Raw genomic sequence first — 4208 nt, forward strand, 5'->3', positions numbered from 1 at the left:
CCGTTCCTGCTCACAACGCTGAATGGAAGCCTCAATGTCACTGAGTTTACCCATGCTGGCCGTGTGTGCGTCTTTTGCTTCGTTAAGTGCGGCCAGCGCACCGGCAATGCGTTGTTCCGCTCCTTCATCCTGTTTACTGATAACGGTCTGCATGGCTTTGATAATGAGTTCGGGTTTCATGTTCAGGCTCTCCGTGTGTTCAACCTGAAATGATTCTGACGCCTCCTGCACAACAACACGATTCATTGCCGTTGTCAGAGTGCTGGCACAAACAGACCTTAAAAACCGGCTGGCCAGAGAAAGGTCGCAGGAAAACCTTACTCACCGTTTGTTTTTTTACTTATAACTATTCACCACTGTTCACCTTAAATAAAAAGATAAGTAATACAGGAAGTTAAAGGGTGAATAGTTGAGGGTCTGACTGTTCACCGTCTGTTCACCACTGTTCACCTTTCAGTTTGTTCAGCCAGTCAGCCACTTAGACTTTTTAGCGATTAAAAAATAGAAATATATAAACAAAAGTAATCATGAATGGGCCACCGGTTTGCCAACATTTACCAAAAAACGGCCAACGTTTGCCACTGTATAAAAAACGCTCTGTTGTGTGGTGGAGCAGTACAAAATGACTTGTTGCCCTGAGGGAAAATATTCACAAAATAGAGAGCTACCCGAAGCCGGACGGACACGACCGGCACTGTATGGACTTTGTGAGGTAGCCCGATGCACACTGCTTTTTCTTCCCCGTCTTCTGCCCCTGCCGCGCCGCTGATGCCGGTTTCTGATACCGTTCATGAACGCTTTATCCGTCTGCCCGAAGTGATGCATCTGTGCGGCCTGTCCCGCTCGACCATTTACGACCTCATCAGCCGGGAAGCCTTCCCGAAACAAATCTCCCTCGGCGGAAAAAACGTGGCGTGGGCGCAGTCTGAAATTACTGCATGGATGGCGGATCGCATTGCCGAACGCAACCGGGGCTATGACGCATGATGATGGCCGCTCAGCAAAAAGCCCCTTTTTCTGGCTTGCTTCCGTTCGCCGTTTCCAGGTATAGTTTTCCCGCTGTCGCAAAATCGGCAGCCGGGATTTGCAGCCCGTGTAACTTATTGGCGACACAACACGCGCCGAGCGTGTTTTTTTATGTCGTTGCTCAGACACACCTATTTTTCGGGCTGTGGTGCTTACACCGTGGCTCCTGTCAGATAATGGTGGTCCGGGTGGGGCAGCCTTCGGGCTGGCCGGTTTCCAATAAGGCCGGTACTGCAAACCCCATCCGGGCTACCACCCATGAGATTTGCAGCTCTGGTGGTGGCGATAACCGCTACTTATTGGAGGTTGCCACTATGGCCACGACCCTCACCCCGTCACATCCGCAGTTTGTCTTTGTGTTTGCTGCCGTTCGTCGCGCAGACCGTACCCCCCGTATTTGTATGCTTCGCACCGTTGCCGGTGATGAGCACGCCGCGCGCCTTTCTCTTGTTCGCGATTACGTTCTCTCGTTTGCTGGCCGTCTGCCGGTTGCGGAGGTGCGCGCATGAAACACACCACCATTACCGCCCGTGACCTCGAATGTCTGGAGCATATGCGCAATGTCGGCCAGCTCGTCGGCGACCTGATGCAGGTGCAGGACTGCGCCACCGTTCGTCGTGCCCCTGCGCAGCACTTACAGCTCACCTCCGTGATTTACCTTATGACCGCCCAGCTCGACGGCGTGGTCGAACGCTGCAATCAGCAGTGGCTGACCGGGGAGGGTAACGTATGAAAAAGCCATTACCGCCCGTATTACGCGCCGCGCTGTATCGTCGCGCCGTGGCCTGTGCCTGGCTTAACCTGTGCGAACGCCAGCACCGATACCCGCACCTCACCCTCGACGCGCTGGAAAGCGCCATTGCCGCCGAGCTGGAGGGCTTCTACCTGCGCCAGCACGGCGAGGAAAAAGGTCGCCAGATTGCCTGTGCGTTACTGGAGGATTTAATGGAAGCCGGACCACTCAAAGCCTCGCCGTCGCTGTCCTTTCTCGGGCTGGCCGTGATGGATGAGCTTTGCGCCCGTCATATCACCGCACCGGTACTGCACTGAGGGAGAAAACAACGATGAAAATGAACGTAACAGAAACGGTAAAACAGGCGTGCGGCCACTGGCCGCGCATTCTCCCTGCGCTGGGTGTGAAGGTGATTAAAAACCGCCATCAGGCCTGCCCGATTTGTGGCGGTGATGCCTGTAGCGATCGCTTTCGCTTTGATGACCTGGAGGGGCGCGGCACGTGGTACTGCAACCGGTGTGGTTCGGGTGACGGACTCAGGCTTGTCGAAAAGGTGTTCGGTGTAAATCCGTCTGAGGCCGCCCGGAAGGTGAATGCCGTGACCGGCAACCTGCCGCCGGTTGCCCCGGAAGTGATTGCGGCCGCAGAGGCTGCAACCGATGCCGACCGCAAAGCGGCGGCTGCACTGGCCGTCAGGCTCATGGAGAAAACCCGACCGGCCACCGGCAATGCCTACCTCACCCGCAAGGGTTTCCCCGTTCTGGAATGTCTGACGCTCACCGTCATGCATAAAACCGGCGGCGTGACGTTCCGCGCCGGGGATGTGGTTGTCCCGCTGTATGAGGATACCGGCGCACTGGTTAACCTTCAGCTTATCAATGCTGACGGTCTCAAACGCACCCTGAAAGGCGGTCAGGTCAAAGGGGCATGTCATGTCATCGAAGGGAAAAAACAGGCCGGAAAACGCCTGTGGATTGCGGAGGGTTATGCGACCGCGCTCACCGTGCATCATCTGACCGGGGAAACCGTCATGGTGGCGCTGTCCTCCGTGAACCTCCTTTCTCTGGCGAGCCTAGCCCGTCAGAAGTACCCGGCCTGTCAGATTGTCCTCGCCGCCGACCGTGACCTTAACGGCGACGGCCAGAGTAAAGCCGCTGCGGCCGCAGACGCCTGTGAGGGCGTTGTTGCCCTGCCGCCGGTGTTCGGTGACTGGAATGATGCGTTTATACAGTACGGCGAGGAAGCCACGCGCAAAACTATTTATGACGCCATCCGGCCACCGGCGCAAAGCCCGTTCGACACCATGAGCGAGGCGGAATTTACCGCCATGAGCGCCAGCGACAAGGCTTTGCGGGTGCTTGAGCATTACGGTGAAGCGCTGGCGGTGGATGCCAACGGCCAGCTCCTGTCCCGCTATGAAAACGGCATCTGGAAAAATATTCCTGCCGCCACTTTTTCACGGAATGTGGCCGATTTATTCCAGCGCTTACGCGCCCCGTTCTCATCCGGGAAAATTGCCTCGGTGGTGGAGACCCTGAAACTGATTATTCCGCAGCAGGATACACCGGCGCGTCGTCTGATTGGCTTTCGCAACGGGGTACTCGATACCCAAAGCGGCCTGTTCAGCCCGCACCACAAATCGCACTGGCTGCGCACGCTGTGTGACGTGGATTTTACCCCGCCGGTGGAAGGCGAAATACTGGAAACCCACGCGCCGAACTTCTGGCGCTGGCTCGACCGGGCGGCCGGTAAAAATCCACAAAAGCGCGACGTGATTCTGGCCGCGCTGTTTATGGTACTGGCGAACCGTTACGACTGGCAGCTCTTTCTCGAAGTGACCGGTCCCGGCGGGAGTGGCAAAAGTATTCTGGCTGAAATCGCGACCCTGCTCGCCGGAGAGGATAACGCCACGTCAGCCGATATCGACACACTGGAAGACCCGCGCAAGCGTGCCTCCCTGATTGGATTCTCGCTTATTCGTCTGCCTGACCAGGAAAAATGGAGCGGTGACGGCGCAGGGCTTAAGGCCATCACCGGCGGCGATGCGGTCTCGGTTGACCCGAAATATCAGAACCCGTACTCAACACATATTCCGGCGGTGATTCTGGCCGTGAACAATAATCCCATGCGCTTCACCGACCGCAGCGGCGGGGTGTCACGTCGCCGGGTGATTATTCACTTCCCGGAACAGATTGCCCCGGAGGAACGCGACCCGCAGCTCAGGGATAAAATTGCACGCGAGCTGGCCGTCATTGTGCGCCAGCTTATGCAGAAATTCAGCGACCCGATGACCGCCCGCGCACTGCTCCAGTCGCAGCAGAACTCCGACGAGGCACTCAGCATCAAGCGCGATGCTGACCCGACGTTTGATTTTTGCGGCTATCTGGAAATGCTCCCGCAGACCAACGGGATGTTTATGGGGAATGCCAGCATCATCCCGCGTAATTAC

At 56.7% G+C, this 4208-nt stretch carries 5 protein-coding genes and 1 pseudogene; 5 read left to right on the forward strand and 1 reads right to left on the reverse strand.

Annotated elements, in window-relative coordinates:
- A pseudogene (locus QNN86_RS23760) lies at positions 1-246 on the reverse strand (capsid protein); the annotation flags it as partial.
- 474 nt (positions 247-720) lie between these two features.
- Here QNN86_RS23760 and QNN86_RS23765 point away from each other — a divergent pair.
- The 5 genes from QNN86_RS23765 to QNN86_RS23785 form a co-directional block, all read left to right on the forward strand.
- Entirely contained in the window at positions 721-987 is a 267-nt protein-coding gene (locus tag QNN86_RS23765; protein WP_000556587.1) for a helix-turn-helix transcriptional regulator, read from the forward strand.
- Positions 984-1535: a host cell division inhibitor Icd-like protein gene (locus QNN86_RS23770; RefSeq protein ID WP_414212397.1), complete on the forward strand. Its 552-nt coding sequence runs from the start codon at positions 984-986 to the stop codon at positions 1533-1535. Before QNN86_RS23765 ends, QNN86_RS23770 begins: the two co-directional genes overlap by 4 nt.
- The gene (locus QNN86_RS23775) at positions 1532-1759 is read left to right on the forward strand and encodes a hypothetical protein (RefSeq protein WP_414212398.1); all 228 of its coding nucleotides are present in this window, start codon (positions 1532-1534) and stop codon (positions 1757-1759) included. The genes QNN86_RS23770 and QNN86_RS23775 overlap by 4 nt, the downstream gene beginning before the upstream one ends.
- Positions 1756-2076 (forward strand): DUF5375 domain-containing protein, encoded by a 321-nt coding sequence (locus tag QNN86_RS23780; protein WP_414212399.1) that lies wholly within the window; start codon positions 1756-1758, stop codon positions 2074-2076. The genes QNN86_RS23775 and QNN86_RS23780 overlap by 4 nt, the downstream gene beginning before the upstream one ends.
- Positions 2077-2090: 14 nt before the next feature.
- Positions 2091-4208 (forward strand): toprim domain-containing protein (locus QNN86_RS23785; protein WP_414212400.1); only part of this gene is annotated, 2118 nt, incomplete at its 3' end.

This window comes from Citrobacter sp. C348 (assembly GCF_047467975.1).
GTDB classification, from domain to species: domain Bacteria; phylum Pseudomonadota; class Gammaproteobacteria; order Enterobacterales; family Enterobacteriaceae; genus Citrobacter; species Citrobacter gillenii.